Annotated in this window: 19 protein-coding genes; 13 read left to right on the forward strand and 6 right to left on the reverse strand. The window is 71.6% G+C overall.

Annotated features, from left to right (window positions below; genetic code table 11):
- Nucleotides 1–120: 120 nt before the first annotated feature.
- The 8 genes from mshD to pstB all read left to right on the forward strand — a co-directional run bounded on the left by mshD (nucleotide 121) and on the right by pstB (nucleotide 9,769).
- Entirely contained in the window at nucleotides 121–1,125 is a 1,005-nt protein-coding gene (gene mshD, locus ACFVVA_RS39370) for a mycothiol synthase (RefSeq protein WP_387695498.1), read from the forward strand.
- 271 nt (nucleotides 1,126–1,396) lie between these two features.
- Nucleotides 1,397–3,667 carry an RNA degradosome polyphosphate kinase gene (locus ACFVVA_RS39375; protein ID WP_387695499.1) on the forward strand — a complete coding sequence of 757 codons (2,271 nt, stop codon included), beginning with the start codon at nucleotides 1,397–1,399 and terminating at the stop codon, nucleotides 3,665–3,667.
- A gap of 104 nt (nucleotides 3,668–3,771) precedes the next feature.
- Nucleotides 3,772–4,860 carry a CHAD domain-containing protein gene (locus ACFVVA_RS39380; protein ID WP_387695500.1) on the forward strand — a complete coding sequence of 363 codons (1,089 nt, stop codon included), beginning with the start codon at nucleotides 3,772–3,774 and terminating at the stop codon, nucleotides 4,858–4,860.
- Nucleotides 4,861–4,903: 43 nt separating this feature from the next.
- Nucleotides 4,904–5,389: an NUDIX hydrolase gene (locus ACFVVA_RS39385; protein WP_387695524.1), complete on the forward strand. Its 486-nt coding sequence runs from the start codon at nucleotides 4,904–4,906 to the stop codon at nucleotides 5,387–5,389.
- Between the two features lie 229 nt (nucleotides 5,390–5,618).
- On the forward strand, nucleotides 5,619–6,755 hold the full coding sequence (pstS, locus tag ACFVVA_RS39390) for a phosphate ABC transporter substrate-binding protein PstS (RefSeq protein ID WP_359914160.1): 1,137 nt from the start codon (nucleotides 5,619–5,621) through the stop codon (nucleotides 6,753–6,755).
- Between the two features lie 150 nt (nucleotides 6,756–6,905).
- On the forward strand, nucleotides 6,906–7,883 hold the full coding sequence (gene pstC, locus ACFVVA_RS39395) for a phosphate ABC transporter permease subunit PstC (protein WP_360355288.1): 978 nt from the start codon (nucleotides 6,906–6,908) through the stop codon (nucleotides 7,881–7,883).
- Nucleotides 7,880–8,950, forward strand: a complete 1,071-nt coding sequence (gene pstA / locus ACFVVA_RS39400; RefSeq protein WP_387695501.1) for a phosphate ABC transporter permease PstA — start codon at nucleotides 7,880–7,882, stop codon at nucleotides 8,948–8,950. Before pstC ends, pstA begins: the two co-directional genes overlap by 4 nt.
- Nucleotides 8,951–8,992: 42 nt before the next feature.
- Nucleotides 8,993–9,769 carry a phosphate ABC transporter ATP-binding protein PstB gene (gene pstB / locus ACFVVA_RS39405; RefSeq protein WP_359914169.1) on the forward strand — a complete coding sequence of 259 codons (777 nt, stop codon included), beginning with the start codon at nucleotides 8,993–8,995 and terminating at the stop codon, nucleotides 9,767–9,769.
- 159 nt (nucleotides 9,770–9,928) lie between these two features.
- Here the strand turns inward: pstB and ACFVVA_RS39410 are convergent, their stop codons facing one another.
- On the reverse strand, nucleotides 9,929–10,924 hold the full coding sequence (locus tag ACFVVA_RS39410; protein WP_359914171.1) for an inorganic phosphate transporter: 996 nt from the start codon (nucleotides 10,922–10,924) through the stop codon (nucleotides 9,929–9,931).
- Nucleotides 10,925–10,929: 5 nt separating this feature from the next.
- Nucleotides 10,930–11,550: a DUF47 family protein gene (locus tag ACFVVA_RS39415; RefSeq protein ID WP_359914173.1), complete on the reverse strand. Its 621-nt coding sequence runs from the start codon at nucleotides 11,548–11,550 to the stop codon at nucleotides 10,930–10,932.
- Nucleotides 11,551–11,909: 359 nt separating this feature from the next.
- On the opposite strand from ACFVVA_RS39415, the gene ACFVVA_RS39420 reads away from it, so the two are divergent.
- The gene (locus ACFVVA_RS39420; RefSeq protein ID WP_359914176.1) at nucleotides 11,910–12,278 is read left to right on the forward strand and encodes a metal-sensitive transcriptional regulator; all 369 of its coding nucleotides are present in this window, start codon (nucleotides 11,910–11,912) and stop codon (nucleotides 12,276–12,278) included.
- A 145-nt stretch (nucleotides 12,279–12,423) separates the two neighbouring features.
- On the opposite strand, the gene ACFVVA_RS39425 is transcribed toward ACFVVA_RS39420, so the two are convergent.
- Both ACFVVA_RS39425 and ACFVVA_RS39430 read right to left on the reverse strand, forming a co-directional pair.
- Complete coding sequence (locus ACFVVA_RS39425; protein WP_387695502.1) at nucleotides 12,424–12,612, reverse strand: hypothetical protein; 189 nt, start codon at nucleotides 12,610–12,612, stop codon at nucleotides 12,424–12,426.
- 217 nt (nucleotides 12,613–12,829) lie between these two features.
- A complete protein-coding gene (locus tag ACFVVA_RS39430; RefSeq protein ID WP_387695503.1) occupies nucleotides 12,830–13,729 on the reverse strand; it encodes a hypothetical protein in 900 nt (299 codons plus the stop codon).
- Nucleotides 13,730–13,862: 133 nt separating this feature from the next.
- On the opposite strand from ACFVVA_RS39430, the gene ACFVVA_RS39435 reads away from it, so the two are divergent.
- On the forward strand, nucleotides 13,863–14,054 hold the full coding sequence (locus ACFVVA_RS39435) for a hypothetical protein (RefSeq protein WP_387695504.1): 192 nt from the start codon (nucleotides 13,863–13,865) through the stop codon (nucleotides 14,052–14,054).
- 74 nt (nucleotides 14,055–14,128) lie between these two features.
- On the opposite strand, the gene ACFVVA_RS39440 is transcribed toward ACFVVA_RS39435, so the two are convergent.
- Nucleotides 14,129–14,851, reverse strand: a complete 723-nt coding sequence (locus ACFVVA_RS39440; RefSeq protein WP_387695505.1) for a phosphatase PAP2 family protein — start codon at nucleotides 14,849–14,851, stop codon at nucleotides 14,129–14,131.
- Nucleotides 14,852–15,044: 193 nt separating this feature from the next.
- Nucleotides 15,045–16,253, reverse strand: a complete 1,209-nt coding sequence (locus ACFVVA_RS39445) for an NlpC/P60 family protein (RefSeq protein ID WP_387695506.1) — start codon at nucleotides 16,251–16,253, stop codon at nucleotides 15,045–15,047.
- A gap of 239 nt (nucleotides 16,254–16,492) precedes the next feature.
- On the opposite strand from ACFVVA_RS39445, the gene ACFVVA_RS39450 reads away from it, so the two are divergent.
- The 3 genes from ACFVVA_RS39450 (at nucleotide 16,493) to ACFVVA_RS39460 (ending at nucleotide 19,110) form a co-directional block, all read left to right on the forward strand.
- Nucleotides 16,493–16,843 (forward strand): hypothetical protein, encoded by a 351-nt coding sequence (locus ACFVVA_RS39450; protein WP_359914191.1) that lies wholly within the window; start codon nucleotides 16,493–16,495, stop codon nucleotides 16,841–16,843.
- A 166-nt stretch (nucleotides 16,844–17,009) separates the two neighbouring features.
- Nucleotides 17,010–17,825 carry a hypothetical protein gene (locus ACFVVA_RS39455; RefSeq protein WP_387695507.1) on the forward strand — a complete coding sequence of 272 codons (816 nt, stop codon included), beginning with the start codon at nucleotides 17,010–17,012 and terminating at the stop codon, nucleotides 17,823–17,825.
- Between the two features lie 52 nt (nucleotides 17,826–17,877).
- Nucleotides 17,878–19,110 carry a hypothetical protein gene (locus ACFVVA_RS39460; protein ID WP_387695508.1) on the forward strand — a complete coding sequence of 411 codons (1,233 nt, stop codon included), beginning with the start codon at nucleotides 17,878–17,880 and terminating at the stop codon, nucleotides 19,108–19,110.
- Nucleotide 19,111: the final 1 nt, after the last annotated feature.

Consider the following 19,111-nt stretch of genomic DNA (forward strand, 5'->3'; position numbering starts at 1 on the left):
ATGGTACTGCAGGGGGGACCCTGTGGGAGAGTAGGACGCCGCCGAACAATTATTCAGAAGAACCCCCATCCGGGATCCGGATGGGGGTTCTTCGCATTTCCGGTGACGTATCGTCTGGGCATGGACGATCAGACAGCGGTCATTGCGGACGATGTGCTCCGGCCCGAGCAGCGCGACGGTTCCCTGCGTGTTCTGGCGGCGGCCCAGGCGGTGGACGGCCGGGCCGCCGTGTCCGAGCAGGGCCGGCTTCGGTTGCGGAACGCGGACGTCCCGCGGCCGGGTGTGATCCACCTCGTCGAGACCGGGACCGACACCGACACCGACACCAAGACCGAATCCGGGACCGGGAGCGACGCCGTCCTCGGCTACGGCCAGCTCGAGGTGCCGGAGAACCGGGCGGCCAACCCCGCCGCCGAGCTGGTGGTCGACCCGGCCGCCCGCGGTCGCGGCCTGGCCCGCCCGCTGGTGGACGCCGTCCTGGAGCAGGCCCACCGGGCGGGGCGCGACGCGGTGGACTTCTGGGTGCACGGCGGCCACCCGGCGGCCCGGCACCTGGCCGGGGCCTACGGCGCCGAGCTGGTCCGCGAGCTGCGGCAGATGCGCCGCACCGGCCGGCAGACCGAGGAGGTGGCCGTTCCCGAGGGCATCGAGCTCCGGACCTTCCGCCCGGGCGAGGACGACGCCGAGTGGCTGCGGCTGAACGCCCTGGCCTTCGCCCACCACCCCGAGCAGGGCGCCTGGACCGGGCAGGACCTGGCCGAGCGGATCGCCGAGCCGTGGTTCGACCCGGCCGGTTTCTTCCTCGCGACCCGCGACGGCAGGGTGGTCGGCTTCCACTGGACCAAGGTGCACCCGGCCACCGCCACCGAGCCCGAGCTCGGCGAGGTGTACGTGGTCGGGGTGGACCCGGCCGAGCAGGGCAGCGGTCTCGGCCGTGCGCTGACCGCGGCGGGCCTGCGCCACCTGACCGGCACCGGTACCGGGGAGCGCGGACTGGACACCGTGCTTCTCTACGTCGACGCCGACAATCCGGCCGCCGTGCGGGTATATGAACGATTGGGATTCGCCGTTCACGAGGTGGACCTCATGTACCGAGCCCAGTACCGGACGAACCGGTCGGCCTAGCCGGGTCCCCGGGGTGTCCGCGCACCGGACTCCCCGGTCCTCCGGCGGCGTCGAACGCGGCCGGGACGGCCCCGCGGGCGGTCGCGGGCGAGGGACGGGACGGCGACGCCCCTTGCTCCGACCGACTCAGCTTTCCTCCTGGCCATGCGGTGTTTACCGTGGATTCAATTGCTGCCGCGAAGATCACAGGATGAAGTCCGTAGTGTCTCGCTCGTGCAGAGTCGACCGCCACGCACCGGCCGGTCCTGTACGGACCGCACCGGGAGGGTGGGTGCTGTCCCCGGGTCCGGCCCGGGGCGAGGGCGACGGCCCGCAGAGCCATTCGCGTCCGGACGCCGTCCTGCTGCTGGAGGAGCTGGAGCCCATGAGCATCCCCCGCCCCGTCTCTGCCCCGCTGTCACCTACGGCCCGGATGTCCGGCGCGCTGGGTATTCCGCCGGAGCTGCCGGCCACGGACGAGGAGGAGTTCGAAGCACTGCCGCAGGGCCGCTTCCTGGACCGTGAGCGCAGTTGGCTGGCGTTCAACGAACGGGTCCTGGAACTGGCCGAGGACCCGGGCATCCCGTTGCTGGAGCGGGCGAAGTTCCTGGCGATCTTCGCGAGCAACCTGGACGAGTTCTTCATGGTCCGGGTGGCCGGCCTCAAGCGCCGGATCGCCACCGGAGTAGCCCAGCGCAGCGCGTCCGGCCTCCAGCCGCGCGAGGTGCTGGACCTGATCTGGACCCGCTCGCGCGAGCTGATGGCGCGCCACGCCGCCGCCTTCCAGCAGGAGGTGCTGCCGGACCTCGCCGGCGAGGGCATCGAGGTGGTCCGCTGGTCGGAGCTGGCGGAGAAGGAGCAGGCCCGGCTGCACACGCTGTTCCGGCAGAAGATCTTTCCCGTCCTGACCCCGCTGGCCGTCGACCCGGCGCACCCCTTCCCGTACATATCGGGACTTTCGCTCAACCTGGCCGTCGTGGTGCGCAACCCGGTGTCCGGCCACAAGCACTTCGCGCGCGTCAAGGTGCCGCAGTCGCTGGCCCGCTTCCTGGAGGCCTCGCCCCAGCGGTACGTCCCGCTGGAGGACGTCATGGGCGCCCACCTGGAGGAGCTCTTCCCGGGGATGGAGGTGCTGGCCCACCACGCCTTCCGCGTCACCCGCAACGAGGACCTGGAGGTGGAGGAGGACGACACCGAGAACATCCTCAAGGCCCTGGAGAAGGAGCTGATGCGGCGGCGCTTCGGCCCGCCGGTCCGGCTGGAGGTCGAGGAGTCGATCGACCCGTACATCCTGGACCTGCTGGTGCGGGAGCTGAACATCACCGAGGCGGAGGTCTTCCCGCTGCCCGGGCCGCTGGACCTGACCGGGTTGTTCGGGATCGCCGAGCTGGACCGCCCGGAGCTCAAGTACCCGAAGTTCGTGGCCGGCACGGCCCGGGGGCTGACCGACGTCGAGTCGGCCTCCCAGCCGGACATCTTCGCCGCGATGCGCGAGCGCGACGTCCTGCTGCACCACCCCTACGACAGCTTCTCCACCTCGGTGCAGGCCTTCCTGGAGCAGGCCGCCGGGGATCCGGACGTGCTGGCGATCAAGCAGACCCTGTACCGCACCTCCGGCGACTCGCCGATCGTCGACGCGCTGATCGACGCGGCCGAGTCCGGCAAGCAGGTGCTGGTGCTGGTGGAGATCAAGGCGCGCTTCGACGAGCAGGCCAACATCAAGTGGGCCCGCAAGCTGGAGGAGGCCGGCTGTCACGTGGTGTACGGCCTGGTCGGGCTGAAGACGCACTGCAAGCTCTCGCTGGTGGTCCGGCAGGAGGGCGACACCCTTCGCCGCTACTCGCACGTCGGCACCGGCAACTACCATCCGAAGACGGCCCGGCTGTACGAGGACCTCGGCCTGCTCACCTCCGACCCGCAGGTCGGCGCGGACCTCTCGGACCTGTTCAACCGGCTCTCCGGCTACTCGCGCCGCGAGTCCTACCGCCGCCTGCTGACCGCCCCGCGCGGCCTGCGCGACGGGCTGGTCTCCCGGATCCACAACGAGATCGCCCACCACCGGGCGGGCCGCCCGGCCTACGTGAAGCTCAAGGTCAACTCGATCGTCGACGAGGCCGTGATCGACGCGCTGTACCGGGCCTCCCAGGCCGGTGTGCCGGTGGACGTCTGGGTGCGCGGGATCTGCGCGATCCGCCCGGGCGTGCCGGGGCTGAGCGACAACATCCGGGTCCGCAGCATCCTGGGCCGCTTCCTGGAGCACTCCCGGGTCTTCGTGTTCGGCAACAACGGCGATCCGGAGGTCTGGATCGGCAGCGCCGACATGATGCACCGCAACCTGGACCGCCGGATCGAGGCGCTGATGCGGATCACCGATCCGGCACACCGCGCCGAGCTGTCCGGGCTGATCGACCTCGGGGTGTCGGACGAGACCGAGTCCTGGCACCTGGGGCCGGACGGCGCGTGGACCCGCCACTCGCAGGACGCCGAGGGCCGTCCGCTGCGACATGTCCAGGACCTGCTGATCGACTCGCGCCAGCGCCGCCGGGCCGCGACCTCGCGCTGACGCGTCCACTGATGCGAAGCCGCCGGGACAGCAAGGGGACCTGTCCCGGCGGTCGGCCACCAGCTCCGGGGGAGCACCTCGGAGGAACGGGGATCTACCACGCCATGACCGAAGCGCCGATGACGGCCCAGGCGGCCTCCACAGCGACCGCCGGGGACATCCTTTCCCACCACCTCACCGCCCAGGCCGGCGCCTTCCTGCGCGCGCTGCCGCTGGCGGTGGGCGAGGTCGGCGCCAGACCCGGGACGGCCTCGGTCGTCCCGTCGGCCGGCACCTCGGACCTGCTGCGGGCCGTCCGGCGGGTCGGCGGGCTGCTGCACACCTTCGGCTCGGTCTTCGAGCAGACCTGGGCGCAGGAGTCGCGCACCGAGCTGCGCTGGCTGCTCAACCTGCTGGCGCTGGAGCCCGGCTACGTCCGCCGCTCGGCCCGGCTGCTGGGCGCGCTGGACTCGCTGAGCGGCACCGACCCGGAGGGGACGGGCATGCTGGCCGGCCACGTGGGCGCCCCCAAGGCGCGGGCGCTGCTGGACCGGCAGCTGACCCTGGCCCGGACCAGGGCGCACTCCACGGTGCTCCAGGAGCTCCGTTCCGCCCGGCTGCACGCGCTGGCGGACCGGATGACCCTGCTGGTCGGCGACGCCCCGCTGCTGGAGTCGGCGGGCGGCCGGGCCCCCGCGGTGCTGCTGCCGCAGGCCGCCGCCGCCTTCGCCGCGCTGACCGCGGGCGCCCAGCAGCTGCCGCTGCGGCGGGCCGCGACGCCGTACGGCGGGGACGGCCTGCGCCGGCTGGGCACGGTGCCGGCGTCCCGCGGGGCGACGGACGCGGACACCGCGCTGGCGGCCGACGACGCGCCCTGGGCCCGGATGCGGATCCTGGTGAAGCGGGCCCGGTACGCACTGGAGGTATGCGGCCGCGCCTCCTCCGAGCTGGACGGGCTGGACCTGGTGCTGGCCCGGCAGCAGGAGGCGGCGGACGCCGCCGTCACCGCCGCCACCGCGGCGCGCACCCCGCGGATCACCCCGGCGACCGCGTACGTGCTGGGGGTGGTGCACGCCGACCAGCGGCTGGAGGTGGAGTCCGCGCGGTACGCCGTCGGCCTCCGCTGGCCCGACCTGCCGCCCGGCCCGGACGGCTGGCTGGAGCTCGTCCCGACCGACGCCTGGGGGCACTCCGCCGCGGCCGGGACGGTCTGAGGTGGGCGAGCGCCCGCCCGTCGGCCGGGCGGCGGCGGGGGCCGTGACCGGGGCGCGGCACGCCCCGGTGGTGCTGGCGGCGGGCGCGGTGCTGTGGCTGCCGGGCCGGCCGAAGAAGAGCGGCCGGCTGGGGCGGCCGCGGATCGCGGTGATCCACCGGCCCAAGTACGACGACTGGAGCCTGCCGAAGGGCAAGCTCGAAGCCGGTGAGGGCGTGGTCGACGCGGCGCTGCGCGAGGTCCGGGAGGAGACCGGGTTCCGCTGCCTGCTGGGCCCGGAGCTGCCCACCCAGCACTACCGGGTGCAGGGCCGTCCCAAGGAGGTCCGCTACTGGGCGGCGGTGCCCTCCAGCGGCTCCTTCCGGCCCAACCGGGAGGTGGACCGGCTGGAGTGGCTGCCGGCCGGGAAGGCACGGGCCCGGCTCACCCACGACCACGACCGGTCGCTGATCGACGCGCTGCTGGCGCTCCTGGGGGCGAAGCCGGTGCGGGCGGCCGGGGCGGCACCGGTGAAGGAACGGTGGAAGTGATCTTCCCGCGCCCTTGCCGTGACGCAACCGTTACTACCTGACGTAGTTTCCTGTCATCCGTTCGAGGTTCACTCCCCGTTCACTTGCGACCGGCTGTCGTGTCACTTACCCGGCCTAACTTCGGGACCACCGGAGGGCCGAACGGGCCCCGGACCACAGCAAAACCCGTGCTGGGCCGCCGTAGCCGTACGGCCCGCGCAAGGGCAATGCCACAGAAAGGGACACCCCTGTGAAGCTCCAGCGGAACGGCCGCTCCAAGGCCCTCGCGATCGGTGCCATGGCGCTCGTCAGCTCGCTGTCGCTCGCCGCCTGCGGGTCGGACAACAACAACAACACGACCGCGTCCGGCGGCTCCGGCGGTTCCGCCGCGCCCGCCGCCGCGATCAACTGTGGCAAGGCCGGTTCGCTGATCGCCGCCGGTTCGACCGCGCAGGGCGCGGCGATGGACGTCTGGAAGACCAGCTTCGCCGCCGCCTGCTCGGGCAGCACCATCAACTACCAGGGTGGCGGCTCCGGTGCCGGCATCCAGCAGTTCAACCAGGGCAAGATCCAGTTCGCCGGCTCCGACTCGGCCCTGAAGCCGGCCGAGGTCGACGCCTCCAAGGCGGTCTGCACCGGCGGCCAGGGCATCGACCTGCCGATGGTCGGCGGTCTGATCTCGCTGGTCTACAACGTCGACGGTGTCGACAACCTGGTCCTGGACGGCCCGACCTCCGCCAAGATCTTCGACTCGCAGATCACCAAGTGGAACGACCCGGCGATCGCGGCCCTGAACCCGGGCGCCAAGCTGCCGGACACCGAGATCCAGACCTTCCACCGCTCGGACGACGCCGGCACCACCGAGAACCTGACCAAGTACTTCGCCGCCGCCGGCGGTGGCGCCTGGTCCTACCCGGCCGGCAAGGCCTGGGCGGGCAAGGGCGGCCAGTCGGCCAACGGCAGCGCCGGTGTCTCGGCCCAGGTGAAGCAGGTCAAGAACTCGATCAGCTACGTCGAGCTGGCCTACGCCCAGACCAACAGCCTGAAGAGCGCCGCGATCAACACGGGCGCCGCCAAGCCGGTCGAGGCCACCGCCGAGAACGCCGCCTCCACGATCGCCAAGGCGCAGGCCGCCGGCACCGGCAGCGACCTCGCGCTGAAGCTCGACTACGCGACCAAGGAAGAGGGTTCCTACCCGCTGGTCCTGGTCACCTACGAGATCGTCTGCGACAAGGGCAACAAGGCCGAGACCCTCGACACCCTGAAGTCCTTCCTGACCTACACCGCCAGCGACGCGGGTCAGAAGGCCATCGGCGAGAAGGGCTACGTCCCGCTGCCGAAGGCCGTGACCGACAAGGTCAACGGCGTCATCGCCACCCTGGCCTGACCCGACAGGACCCCCGGTGGAGCGGCCCCGTGAGCGAGGGGGGCCGGGGCCGCCCCACCGGAACGGACCACACCCAGCACCACGTCCGGGGCACCGCCGCCATGGTGCCGTCCCCCTTCCGGGGCGGCACCACCAGACCGGAGTAGACCAATGACTTCATCCTCCCCTGCCGCCCCGCGAGGCAGGGAACGCCGGCCGCGCGACAGCCGGGTCGGCGACAAGATCTTCATGAACCTCGCCCGGGGCTCGGGCATCCTCCTGCTGGTCGTCATGGCCGCCATCGCCGCGTTCCTGACCTGGCGGTCGGTCCTGGCCCTGACCACCAACGAGGGCAACTTCCTCACCAGCTTCGAGTGGACGCCGGACGCCCCGAAGCCCGTCTTCGGCATCGCCGTCCTGGCCTTCGGCACCATCGTCAGTGCCGTCATCGCGATGGCGATCGCCGTCCCGGTGGCCATCGGGATCGCGCTGTTCATCTCGCACTACGCGCCGCGCAGGATCGCCCAGCCGTTCGCCTACCTGGTCGACCTGCTCGCCGCCGTCCCCAGCATCGTCTACGGCCTCTGGGGCGCGCTCTTCCTGGTCCCGCACATGGACGGCCTGACCAGCTGGCTCAACGAGTACCTGGGCTGGACGTACATCTTCGACCAGACCAGGACCGGCACCCCGCGCAACCTGTTCACCGTCGGCATCCTGCTGGCGATCATGGTCCTGCCGATCATCACCGCGGTCTCCCGCGAGGTGTTCCGCCAGGTGCCGCGGATGCACGAGGAGGCGGCGCTCGCGCTCGGCGCGACCCGCTGGGAGATGATCCGCACCGCGGTGCTGCCGTTCGGCCGCCCCGGCATCATCTCGGCCTCGATGCTCGGCCTCGGCCGCGCGCTCGGCGAGACCATCGCGGTCGCGGTGGTGCTCTCCGCCAGCAACGTCCTGTCGCTGCACATCCTCGACGCGGGCGGCGGCACCTTCGCGCAGAACATCGCGCTGAAGTTCGCCGAGGCCGGTGACAACGGCCGCAACGCGCTGATGGCCTCCGGCCTCGTCCTGTTCGTCATCACCCTGCTGGTGAACGGTGCCGCGCGACTGATCATCGCCCGCCGCAAGGAGTACTCGGGGGCCAACGCATGACCGTCACCGCCGTCATCGAGGACGCCCGGCCGGTCGGCCGTCCGCTGACCGCCAACCGACTGCCCAAGTGGGCCCCGGCCGCCGTGGCCGTCGGCTCGATCGCCCTCGGCTGCGGGATCGGCGTGGCCGGCGGGCTTGCCAGCCACCTCCAGTGGGGCCTGATCTCGGCCCTGCTCTTCGTCCTGATCAGCTACGTCCTCTCGGCCCGGGTCGAGGGCCGCCGGCAGGCCAAGGACCGCTTCGCCACCTCGGTGGTCTGGGTCGCCTTCATCCTGGCCGTCGTCCCCCTGGTCGCCCTGACCTTCTACACCGTCCAGCAGGGCATCGGGGTGGTCGACGGGAACTTCCTGAGCCACTCCATGAAGGGCGTGATCCAGTCCGGTCCCGGCGGTGGCATCTACCACGCGCTGATCGGCACCCTGGAGCAGGTCGCCCTGGCCACCGCGATCGCGGCCCCGATCGGGCTGCTGACCGCCGTCTACCTGGTCGAGTACGGCCGCGGCACGCTCGCCAAGGCGGTCACCTTCTTCGTCGACGTCATGACGGGCATCCCGTCGATCGTCGCCGGTCTGTTCATCCTCTCGCTCTGGAACCTCGCCCTGGGCTTCAGCTACTCCGGCTTCTCGGGCAGCCTCGCGCTGGCGATCCTGATGATGCCGGTCGTGGTCCGGTCCACCGAGGAGATGCTGAAGCTCGTCCCGAACGAGCTGCGCGAAGCCTCGTACGCGCTCGGCGTGCCGAAGTGGAAGACCATCCTGCGGATCGTCATCCCCACCGCGATCGGCGGCATCACCACCGGTGTGATGCTCGCGGTCGCCCGCATCACGGGCGAGACCGCCCCGGTGATGATGCTGGTGTTCGGCGCCGACTACATCAACAACAACCCGTTCGACGGACCGCAGCAGTCCCTGCCGATGTACATCTGGACCCAGTACTCGCAGGTCAACAACGACTTCGGCTACGCCCGTGCCTGGGGCGCGGCGCTGGTGCTGATCGCCTTCGTGATGGGGCTCAACCTCGTCGCCCGGGGCATCGCACGCTGGCGCTCGCCCAAGGGCGGGCACTGAGCGACCGACTGACGTACGAGACAGACGAGAGAAGCAACGATCATGGCCAAGCGCATCGACGTCAGCGGACTGTCGGCCTACTACGGCACCACCAAGGCCATCGAGGACATCTCGATGAGCATCGAGCCCCGCTCGGTGACCGCCTTCATCGGCCCGTCCGGCTGCGGCAAGTCCACCTTCCTCCGGACCCTGAACCGGATGCACGAGGTGATCCCGGGCGCCCGGGTCGAGGGCAAGGTCCTCCTGGACGACGAGAACCTCTACGCCTCCAACGTCGACCCGGTCGCCGTGCGCCGCTCGGTCGGCATGGTCTTCCAGCGCCCCAACCCCTTCCCGACCATGTCGATCTACGACAACGTGATCGCGGGTCTGCGGCTCTCCGGCGTGAAGAAGAAGTCCGTGCTGGACGAGGTGGTGGAGCGTTCGCTGAAGGGCGCCAACCTCTGGAAGGAGGTCCACAACCGGCTGAACAAGCCGGGGGCCGGCCTCTCCGGCGGTCAGCAGCAGCGCCTGTGCATCGCCCGCGCCATCGCGGTCGAGCCCCAGGTCCTGCTGATGGACGAGCCCTGCTCCGCGCTCGACCCGATCTCCACCCTCGCCATCGAGGACCTGATCGGCGAGCTCAAGGAGCAGTTCACCATCGTCATCGTGACCCACAACATGCAGCAGGCGGCCCGCGTCAGCGACCGCACCGCCTTCTTCAACCTGGCCGGCGTCGGCCAGCCGGGCAAGCTGGTCGAGCTGGACGACACCCAGCGGATCTTCTCCAACCCGCAGGTCCAGGCCACCGAGGACTACATCTCCGGCCGCTTCGGCTAGACCGGAGCCCGTCACGGGCGGCGCCGAGGCGCCGGGACGCGTGACGGACCGCGAGCTGTCCCGCGGTGCTGCATGGCGGTGCCGCCGCGGGACATGGAAAAGGGCCCGCCCCCGAGATGTGGGGGCGGGCCCTGTCCGTTCGTGCGTCCTGCGGGGCCGTCAGCCCCAGAACAGGTGGACGAACCAGTACATCAGCGCCGCGACGACGGCGGCCGCCGGCATCGTGATGAACCAGCCGAGCACGATGTTCTTCGCGACGCCCCAGCGCACCGCGCGGATCCGCTTGGTGGCCCCCGCGCCCATGATCGCCGCGGTGATCACGTGGGTGGTGGAGATCGGCGCCTTGAAGACGAACGACGAGATGTACATGACCGTCGCGGAGGTGGCCTCGGCGGCGAAGCCCTGCGGCGGGTCCAGCTCGATGATCTTCCGGCCGAGCGTCCGCATGATCCGCCAGCCGCCCGCGTAGGTGCCCAGCGAGAGCATCGTCGCGCAGGAGATCTTCACCCAGACCGGAATGCCGTTGCCGGACTGGTGGCCGGAGATGGTCAGTGCCATGACCACGATGCCCATGGTCTTCTGGGCGTCCTGGAGGCCGTGCGCCAGGGCCATCGCGGCGGCCGAGGCGGTCTGGGCGACCCGGAAGTTGCGCTTGGCCCGGTGCGGGTTGGCCCGGCGGAAGATCCACAGGATCGCCAGCATCACCAGGAAGCCGCCGACCAGGCCGACCACCGGCGAGACGAACATCGGGATGACGATCTTGTCGAGGACCCCGCTCCAGATCACCTCGGTGCCGCCGGCCAGCGCCGCGCCCACCATGCCGCCGAACAGCGCGTGCGAGGAGGAGGACGGGAGGCCGAAGTACCAGGTGACCAGGTTCCAGGCGATCGCCCCGACCAGGGCCGCGAACAGGATCGCCATCCCCTGGTTGCCGGTGGGGGTCTCGATGATCCCCTGGGAGACGGTGTGCGCCACGCCGCTGCCGAGGAACGCGCCCGCCAGGTTCATCACCGCGGCCATCGCCAGCGCCGCCCGGGGGGTGAGCGCCCGGGTGGAGACCGACGTGGCGATCGCGTTCGCCGAGTCGTGGAAGCCGTTGGTGTACGTGAAGAAGAACGCAACGCCGATGACGGCGATGAGTGCTGCCATGTCCACGGGGGTCAGGACTCCTTGACGGCGATGGTCTCCACCGTGTTGGCGACGTGCTCGAACGCGTCCGCCGCCTCCTCAAGGACGTCCACGACCTGCTTGAGCTTGAGGACCTCGATGGCGTCGTACTGACCGGAGAACAGGTGGGCGAGCAGCTTGCGGTGGATCTGGTCGGCCTGGTTCTCCAGACGGTTGACCTCGATCCAGTACTCGGTGAGGTTGGACATGCTGCGCAGGTTCGGCATCGCCTCGGCGGTGAGCTCCGCGGCGCGCGCCAGTACCTCGATCTGCTGCTCGACGCCCTTCGGCAGGGTCTGGATGTCGTAGAGGACGACCAGGTCGACGGCTTCCTCCATGAAGTCCATGATGTCGTCCAGCGACGAGGCGAGGCTGTAGATGTCCTCGCGGTCGAAGGGCGTGATGAAGGACGAGTTCAGCTGGTGGAAGACGGCATGGGTGGTGTCGTCCCCGGCGTGCTCGGCGGCGCGCATGCGCTCGACGATCTCCGCACGGGCCGACACGTCTGATCCCAGCAGCTCCAAAAGGAGCTTCGATCCGACGACGAGGTTCTCCGCCGCGGCGGCGAACATGTCGTAGAAGCTCGTCTCCTTCGGGGTCAGGCTAAAACGCACGGAAATCTCCGATGTGCGGGGTAGGGACTGAACGATGCTAGGTGCAACCGAACGCAATCACGCAAACGGGGTGTCGGGAAAGGAGCCGGAACCTCCCCTTCCGTTCGGCCGCCGCACCGGCTGATCCAGGCGCACCACCACACGTGGACGCGAGCCCCAGTCTGACGGAACCTCGCCCGGATTGTCCCCGTCGTGCGCACCGGAGAACGGGGCGCCGCTCAGACGGGTGAACCGCCGGGAGCCCCCTCCAGGACCCCCGCGGCACATGCCGGGACGGCCGTCGGAACACCACGGAGGGCCCCGGTGTTGGACACTTGTGGCCGACGCAGCCACCAGGCACTGAGACGAAGGCGGGGCCGATGACCACGACGCAAGCGCGCAGCGAGCCGGAGCACGCGCAGGGGACCGAGCCGCCTGCCGGCCAGGCCCCGGCCGGGCACCACGGCCCGCACGGCTACAGCGCGCAGAAGGACGCCCACCTCAAGCGGCTGCGCCGGATCGAGGGCCAGATCCGCGGCCTCCAGCGCATGGTCGACGAGGACGTCTACTGCATCGACGTGCTCACCCAGGTCTCGGCCGGCACCAAGGCGCTGCAGTCCTTCGCGCTCTCCCTGCTGGAGGAGCACCTGCGGCACTGCGTCGCCGCGGCCGCCGAGGAGGGCGGCGCCGAACTGGACGCCAAGGTGGCGGAGGCCACCGCCGCGATCAGCCGCCTGCTGCGCAGCTGAGCCGCCGGGCCGGCCGCTTCGCTCCGGGGGCGCGTCGCTCCCGGAGCGGGCCCACCCGTGGCGCGTGCGGGGCCGCGTCGCACCGGGGCCGCGTCGCTCCCGGAGCCCGTGTCGCGTCCGGAGTCCGCCTCGCGCCCGGAGCCCGCTAGCCGTCGGCCTCCCGGTCGCACTGCCCGCGTTCGGACCGGTCCAGCAGCACCTCGTCGATCCGCTCGGTCGGCAGCCGGTCGCCGGAGCTGGCCGTCGCGGCGATCATCAGCTCGCCGGCCAGATCGATCTCGTCGAGGGCCGCGTCGTCGTGGCCGCCGCTGCGGCCGCCCGTGGACGACACCACCTGCACCACCCCTTCAGTGCCTCGCCAGCCCGGGCGGCAGCCACCCGGAGTCCAGCCTAGGCACTTCGGGGCCCGTCCACATGGCACGGACGGGCCATCTCGGCGCCGCCGAAACGGGTGGCAGCCGCTCCCCGGACGGCCACCCGCCCCGGCGGCACCCCGTCTCGCCCCGGCGCCGGAGCGCTGCCCCGGCGGCCCGGGGCGCGTCGGACCATCTCTACTTCGGGCTCTCCGTGGGCTTCATCCGGTAGATGTCCGAGGCCGAGGGCTCGGCCGCCTCCACCGGCTTGCCGAAGTCCGACAGCGAGGTCGTCGACGTCACCTTCACCTGGTCCTTGGGCTCCTTCGACCCGGCCACCCCGGCGAAGGTGAACACCTCGACCACCTTGCGCAGCCGGCCCTGGTCGTCCAGCCAGGCGTCGTACGGGACCTCCTTGACGGTGAAGGTCTGCGCGCCCGTCCGCAGGCCGTCCCCGCCCCTGCCGCCCGTCGCGTCGGCCGCCTTCACCAGGTCCAGGGTGCCCCGGAAGTGGTGCAGCGCCACCCCGTCGACGGTCTCGGTGCCCACCGCCTCCGCCTTCTGCGCCCCGCGCAGCGCCCCCGCCGCCGAGGCCGGGTCGGTGGCGCCGCTGCTGACCAGGTTGCCGTCCGGCAGCTGGCGCACGTCCAGCTTGACCCACTTGCCTGCGGGGACCTTGGCGCCGCTGTTCTGGAGGTAGACGGTGCCCGGCAGGACCACCTCGACGATCTTCCCGGTGGTCGCCGCACCCGGCGGCACCTGGACCTCCAGCCGGCCGATCCGCTTGACGTAGTCGTAGCCGCCGGTGCCGCTGAACGAGGCCTTCTTCTCGGTCGACTCGGTGACCAGCTCGGTCGCGGCGTGCGCGGAGCCGGTGCGGCCGGTGATGTCGGGGGCGTTGCGCACCGCCGTCAGCGCGTCCGCGGCGAGCTGGTCGGGGGCGCCCGACTGCTGGTCGGAGGAGCCGTCGACGGGGCCGGCGGAGCAGCCGGCGGCCCCCGCCGCCAGGACGGCGGCGAGCAGGGCGGCCCCCGCCGCCGAGCGCAGGTGCGGACCCGGCCGGCGTGCCGACCGTCCGGTGCGCTGCTGGTCGGTCATCTTCATCCTCGCGACAACCCCCTCGGGCCCGACTGCCCCGCCGGCCACCACCGGGCGGGCAGAGCTCTTTCCGGGCAAACGAGTTGGGGCGCCAAGGGTTACGGGGGCCGGTGCGGGCGCTACCGTGAACCACGTGCACAGTGAGCTGCCGACGGCACCCGGCACCGCCCGGATGCCCGAACACCGCCTCGTGGTCGGCGAGCGCGGATCCTTCGCCTTCGCGACCTGCAGCTGCGGCTGGTACTCCCCGGCCCGCCGCTCGCGCGATCTGGTCCGCCGCGAGGGGGCCGACCACCTCGCCGAGAACGGCGCCGGACCGGACTGACCCCACCGGGCCCAGGACACCTCGTCGGCGCCGGGCCCTGGACACCTGCACGGCGCCGGGCCCGGGGGACGGCGTCAGGCCGCGAGGTCGGACTCCGGCGGCTGCTCCCCGGCCCGCACCGCCCCGCGCCCGCGGCGACGGCCGCGCGGACCGGCCCCGACGCGGGCCGCACCGCCGCGCTCGGGCGCCCGGATCAGCGGGGCGACCACCGTGCGGCTCAGCGCGTGGCAGAACGGCACCAGCACCGCCATCGCGATCGGCGCCAGCAGCAGCACCACGGCGACGGCGAGCGCGAAGCCGCCGATCACGTCGGTCGGGTAGTGGACGCCCATGAACATCCGGCAGAAGCCCTGGAGGAGCGCCAGCCCGCCGGCGATCCAGCCCAGCCTGCGGTTCACCAGGAACAGCGCCACCGCGACACCCATGGTCATGGTCGAGTGGTCGCTGACGAAGGAGTGAGTGCCGGCCTTGCCGTCCACCAGCACCAGCAGCCCGGGATGGTCGACGAAGGGACGCGGGCGGTTCACGATCGCGGCGATCGGCAGGTTGGCCAGCTCGGCGACGGCCACCGAGAGCGGCACCCAGAGCAGCCCGGCCACCGCCACCGGCGCGTCCGGCCGGCGTCTGGCCTGGAGCCAGGCCACCAGGCCGAGCATCGCCAGGCCGATCAGGATGCCGTACTCGCCGATCCACGAGACCAGGTGGTCCAGCCACTGCGGGGAGCGCTTGGCCAGACCGTTGACGGCGTAGAGCAGGTCGAGGTCGGGGTTGGTCGTGTCGGCAAGCGGCGTCGACACGCCGCACCTCCTTCTGGTCCGCTGCACCTGTACGTTCCCGCCGGGGTCCGCCCGGCGCCGAAAGCTGACGAGGGACCACCGGACCCAACGTCATCGCCGGGACACAGCGTTCCACGGAAACGCGCGGTTATGGAAACTTGACTCAGCGTCCACAGCGCGCACACAGCTCCCCGCCGTCCCGGCCCCACCGCACCTACCGACCCGCCCCGGCGGGAGCCGGCCCGGACGGTGCGGGCGGGGCGGCGACGGCCGACCGGGCGGGGGTCGCCGGGGCGCTTCCCGGCGCGCCGCCCTGGGGGAGGCCCTGGGTGCCGCCCTGGTTCCCCGCGGGGGCGGTGGGCTCCGTCCCGCCCGGGCGGGACGGAGCGTTGACCGCGCCGTCGTTGTTGCGGGTCGGCAGCGCCTGGGCCCCGTCCGAGGTGACCCGGGTCGCGCCGATGTACTCCCGGGTGTCGATCTTGTCGTAGCGGATCACCGCGCCGGTGTGCGGGGCGTTGATCATGTACCCGCCGCCCACGTAGATCCCGACGTGGTGGATGCTCCGCGGATCGCTCAGGTCCGTCGCCCAGAACACCAGGTCGCCCGGCCGCAGCTGATCGCGCGACGGGTGCGGCCCGGCGTACCACTGGTCGTTGGCCACCCGGGGCAGGGTGATGCCCACACTGGCGAACGCGGCCTGGGTCAGGCCCGAGCAGTCGAACCGCCCGCTCTGCGAGGGCAGGCCCTCACCGCCCCACAGGTACGGGGTGCCGAGCTTGGTCTGCGCGAAGTAGATCGCGGCCGACGACTGCGGGGACACCTCCAGCGGCGCGGTCGGCGAGGAGGGCGCCGTGAAGCTGCGGGCCATCGCCTGGATGTTCCGCACGTAGCCCTGGGTCTCCTTGTACGGCGGCACCCCGTTGTACTTCTCCACCGCGCCCTCGCCGGCGTTGTAGGCCGCCAGCAGGTTGGCCTGGGGGTCGCCCGGAACCTTCGCGACCCGCTTGGCGATCGCGCAGTCGTAGGTCGCCGCCGAGGCGATCGCGTCCAGCGGGTCCCAGACGTCCGCCCTGCCGTCCCCGTTGCCGTCGGTGGCGTACGAGCTCCAGGTGCCCGGCATGAACTGCGCCATGCCCTGCGCCCCGACCCCGGAGCGCGCCCTGGGGTCGAAACCGCTCTCCTGGTACAGCTGCGCCGCGAGCATCGGCGGGGAGATCTCCGCGCAGAGCGCGCCCCACTTCTGGATCGGGTCCTGGTAGGCCGCGGGGACCGTTCCGGGGGAGAGGGCGGAACGATTCGCCGCCTGTTGCGGCGTCCCACTTGCCGCATAAGTCCCCATCGTCACCAGCCCGATGAACCCGAACGCAACAACTCCCGCAGCGGCGGCGGCCGTACCGGCCTTCCGGAGTACCATCAGCACCATCCCGACGAATCGTCAGTCGAAGTGTCCCGGAAGGCGTTGCTCACCGCAATCATCAGAGATACGAACAGTGAGCGCTATCCTTCGTACGGTGTACATCCTCGCGTACGTGTCCGATGCCTCACGACCGATTCGCGAGAAGTAGCCAAGTCGACATCAGATCTGGCCAAGAATAGGTACCGACCCTTCGCGCGGGCCGGGTCCGGGCCCTTGAATTTGCCTGATCGGGCGGTGAGATGGAAATGAACCTGAGCAGCGTGCACACCAATGCGGTCGGCCACCTGGCCGAGGACCCCCCCAAGAAGCCGAACATCGACACCATCATCGGCGGAATCGCCCCGGACTGGGGGCCGTTCGCGACCCTCGGGTCGGAGGCACGGGTGATGGTCGAGGTCATCATGGCCGTCGCCATCCTCCTCTGCCTCGGCATCGCGGTCTGGGGCGCGGCCAAGCAGCGGATCGGTGCGACCGCGATGCGTGACAGCTTCGGCGCCGAACAGGGCAAGGGGCTGATCGTCGCCGGACTGACCGGCGTGTTCATCATCGGATCACTGGGCACCCTGTTCACCATTGTCTACGGCATGGCGATCTGACGATCGGACAGCAGTAGTCCGACCTGCCTGGGACCGGGTCCCCGCCCGGACCCCCTCCGACAGCCGACCCGCCAGGAATCCACCCCGTTCCCACCCCCCGTCCGCGCCCGCCCCCGGACGGAGGGCCCCCGGAGCCGCCCCGGCTCCCCGCACCAGGAGGGCCGCCGTGCCGTTGTCCGACGACCAGCCGCGCACCCGTACGCGCCTGCCGGTCGGCGAACAGTCCTCCCCCCCGTCGAACCACCGTCAGACCCGCCCGCTGCGCGCCCTGCTGGCCGTCCTGGCCGTCGTCACCCTGCTCGTGGTGGCCATCGCCGTCGCCAACCGCGTCACACCCGGCACCAGTACCGGCAGCGACGGCTCCTCCGCCGACCGCGCCGGATCCGGCGCCGGCGCCGGCCCCGCCCCCAGCGGCGACCAGCCCGTCGGCACCACCGTCAACGGCATCCCGACCGGCTACCCGCACACCGAACCGGGCGCCCAGTCCGCCGCCACCAACTACGCGGTGGCGATCGGCTCCGCGGACATGTTCCGCACCGACAGCCGGCACGGCATCGTCGCCACCATCACCGACCCGGGCGCCCTGGCCGGACTCCAGAGCCGGCTGGACCAGGGCTTCGGCGGCGACACCGCCACCCGCTACGGCCTCGACGCCCAGGGCCACGCGCCCAAGGGCCTCACCTTCGTCAGCCGCACCGTCCCGGTCGGCACCAAATCGACGGGCTACAGCGAGGACGACGCCAAGGTCGAGGTGTGGTGCACCGGCCTCACCGGCCTCGCCGGCGAACGCTCCGTCCAGCCGGTGACCACCAACTGGTTCACCCTCGCGCTCTCGCTGCACTGGACGGGCAGCGACTGGAAGCTCACCGACTACACCAGCAGGCAGGGCCCCGCGCCGGTGCCCGCAGACCAGCAGGCCGCCACCGCCGATGAGATCACCGGCGCCGTCCAGCAGTTCGGGGGGTTCCGTTTTGCACGTTGACCAGACCTCACGCCGTTCCGGCACACGGCGCCGTGTGGGCACCCTCGCCGGTGTGCTGGCCACCTTGCAGGTGGCGGCGCTGTCGGCGGCCCAGCGGGTGTTCGCCGAGCCTTCGCCGACGGCCACTCCGACGCCCAGCGCCAACGCCAATTGCCCTGACCTGCCGATCTCAGGGAACGGCATTCTCTGCGTGGACAAGCCCGGGGGGAGCTCCCTCCCCGGGAGCGGCACCGTCGGGGCCGTGACCGACCCGCTCGGGTCGTTGGCCAAGAGCTGTGCGCAGGCCGCGGCGTGGGTGGTGCGGAAGTTGTCGGGGGCGATCGACGGGACGACGCAGGTGGACTTCACCAATGCGTCGTTCCTGCAGCAGTACGCCGTGGTGTTCGCCGTGTCGACGGTGATCACGCTGGTGCTGTGGCTGCTGGCGGTGGCGAAGCGGGCGGTGCGGGGGGCGCCGTTGACGACGGCGTTCTCGGAGGCGATCGGCTTTCTGTGGCTGACGGTGGTGGCGTCGGCGTTCACGCCGTTGATCCTGTTCACCGTGGTGAGCGTGACGGACGGGCTGACCAAGGCGATAGCGGTCGGGACGAAGACGGACACCGGGTCGTACCTGGGCGGGTTCGCCGACACGCTGGAGAAGGGTGACGTGGGCGGCGGTCCGCTGATCCTGGTGATCGTGTCGCTGGTCGCGGTGCTGGCGGCGGCGGTGCTCTGGATCGAGCTGCTGATCCGGGCGGCGATGCTGTACGTCGGCGCGCTGCTGGGGACGGCGGTGTACGCGGGGCTGGTGGACCGGCAGCTGTGGAAGCACGTGCGGCGCTGGGCGGGCGTGATGCTGGCGGTGGATCTGGCGAAGCCGATCATCGTGGTCATCCTGGGCCTGGCGGGGGCGGTGGCGACGGGGTCCGGGGCCGACGACGATTTCGCCCGGGTGCTGTCCGGGTTGGCGATCCTGTTCCTGTCGATCTTCGCGAGTGCCTCGGTGTACCGCTTCGTGCCGGGCTTCGGCGACGAGCTGCTGAACATGCGCGGGGCCCGGGCCAACGCCGTGCAGGCCGGTTCGGCGATGATCAACGGCACCGCGAACCTGATGAAGCAGGGCATCACCACCCACGGCGACCGCGGTCCGCAGGGGGCCGGCACGGGTGGCGGGGGTGCCGGCGGCGGTTCGGTCGCGCCGGGCATCGCCGCCCACGCGGGCCGGACGCCGGCCCCGCCGCCGCAGGGCGGGCCGCCGCAGGCCCCGGTTCCGATCCGCGACAGCAATCCAGCGAAGGGAGGGTGAC

Origin of the sequence: Kitasatospora sp. NPDC058048, assembly GCF_042885555.1 — a bacterium.
GTDB classification, from domain to species: Bacteria; Actinomycetota; Actinomycetes; order Streptomycetales; family Streptomycetaceae; genus Kitasatospora; species Kitasatospora lactacystinica.

What these genes read in the sequence shown, in the direction of transcription:
- pstB (WP_359914169.1), top strand. Translation starts at nt 8,993, where the DNA reads ATGGCCAAGCGCATCGACGTCAGCGGACTGTCGGCCTACTACGGCACC.
- ACFVVA_RS39450 (WP_359914191.1), top strand. Translation starts at nt 16,493, where the DNA reads ATGAACCTGAGCAGCGTGCACACCAATGCGGTCGGCCACCTGGCCGAG.
- pstC (WP_360355288.1), top strand. Translation starts at nt 6,906, where the DNA reads ATGACTTCATCCTCCCCTGCCGCCCCGCGAGGCAGGGAACGCCGGCCG.
- ACFVVA_RS39380 (WP_387695500.1), top strand. Translation starts at nt 3,772, where the DNA reads ATGACCGAAGCGCCGATGACGGCCCAGGCGGCCTCCACAGCGACCGCC.
- ACFVVA_RS39420 (WP_359914176.1), top strand. Translation starts at nt 11,910, where the DNA reads ATGACCACGACGCAAGCGCGCAGCGAGCCGGAGCACGCGCAGGGGACC.
- pstA (WP_387695501.1), top strand. Translation starts at nt 7,880, where the DNA reads ATGACCGTCACCGCCGTCATCGAGGACGCCCGGCCGGTCGGCCGTCCG.
- mshD (WP_387695498.1), top strand. Translation starts at nt 121, where the DNA reads ATGGACGATCAGACAGCGGTCATTGCGGACGATGTGCTCCGGCCCGAG.
- ACFVVA_RS39445 (WP_387695506.1), bottom strand. Translation starts at nt 16,253, where the DNA reads ATGGTGCTGATGGTACTCCGGAAGGCCGGTACGGCCGCCGCCGCTGCG.
- ACFVVA_RS39430 (WP_387695503.1), bottom strand. Translation starts at nt 13,729, where the DNA reads ATGACCGACCAGCAGCGCACCGGACGGTCGGCACGCCGGCCGGGTCCG.